At 78.3% G+C, this 1,065-nt stretch carries 1 protein-coding gene; it reads left to right on the forward strand.

Annotated elements, in window-relative coordinates; all coding sequences use genetic code 11:
- Nucleotides 1–672 precede the first annotated feature (672 nt).
- Nucleotides 673–855: a hypothetical protein gene (locus VR45_RS26680; RefSeq protein WP_045942383.1), complete on the forward strand. Its 183-nt coding sequence runs from the start codon at nt 673–675 to the stop codon at nt 853–855.
- Nucleotides 856–1,065: the final 210 nt, after the last annotated feature.

Raw genomic sequence — 1,065 nt, forward strand, 5'->3', positions numbered from 1 at the left:
CCACGCGGCGGGCGTCCCCAAGCCCGCCTCCGACGAACCCTGCCCGCACCTCGGGCCCTCATGCCGACGGCCGACCAGGACCACGTCCGCGGAGGGGCGGCGTTCTACGCCCTCCCCCTGACCGGCCGGGCCGACCAGCTCGACATCGAGCGCATCGCGGCCGCCGGTGCAACCCATCGCCCCACCCACGGGCCCGCGCTCAGCCCGACCCGGGGCTGCCCCCGTGTCGGGGCGGCCCGGCCCGCTGGCCCGGCCCCCCGGGCAGTCGGCGGGGCCGCTGCTGGCGGGGCAGGGCGATCCGGTCGGTCAGGTCGCTGCGCACGACCACGCTGCGGCTGACCGAGGCGGCCGACGTCCGGCGCCTCATGTGGGTGACCGGCCGGACGAACCCGGCGAACGCCGGCAGTGCGTCCAGGTGGAAGAGCGGGCCAGGAGGCGATCGGGGTGCGGGCGGCGCGGGCGCGGGTCGGGGAGACCCACCTGGTGCGCATCCCGGCCCGGCTCCCGTACGACCGGTACCCGCCGGACCGCCGACCCGGACAGCGTCCTGCTGCACTGGCGGCGCTGGATCCGCGCCGGCGACGTTCGAGCTGACCGTCACCGACCTCCCGGAGCCGGACGGCGAGCACATGGTCGCCGGGGTTCCTGGTCGCCCCGCACTCCCGGGTCCGGGTGGAGCTGACCGACGACCGGGCCGTGGAGCTCGGCCTGCCGCCCGGCGTCGGCTACGCGGTGACCGGCAACCTGACCGACCTGACCGGCACCGCGGTCGAGCTCATGACCTCCACCCCGATGACCGTCCCGGCCCGCTGGCTCCACCCGCCGCGCCCGGACGGCGAAGAGGCGCGGCCGTAGCCGAGCGGGACTGTGCCACCTGTCGCCGCAGCGGGCGGCCTGGCCGGCCCCGGTGGCGGCGTCCATCGTCGCGACCAGGGCGGGCAGCTCGCGGCCGAGGTCGCCGAGCCACCGTGCGGGGCATCGCCGCGGCCAGCGCGCAGACCGCGACCAGCGCGATCCGCTCGCCCGCCCACAGCTGCGGCAGTCCGTCGGCGAGCACGCCGCCGG

This window comes from Streptomyces sp. NRRL S-495 (genome assembly GCF_000966955.1).
In the GTDB taxonomy this organism is placed as follows: domain Bacteria; phylum Actinomycetota; class Actinomycetes; order Streptomycetales; family Streptomycetaceae; genus Kitasatospora; species Kitasatospora purpeofusca.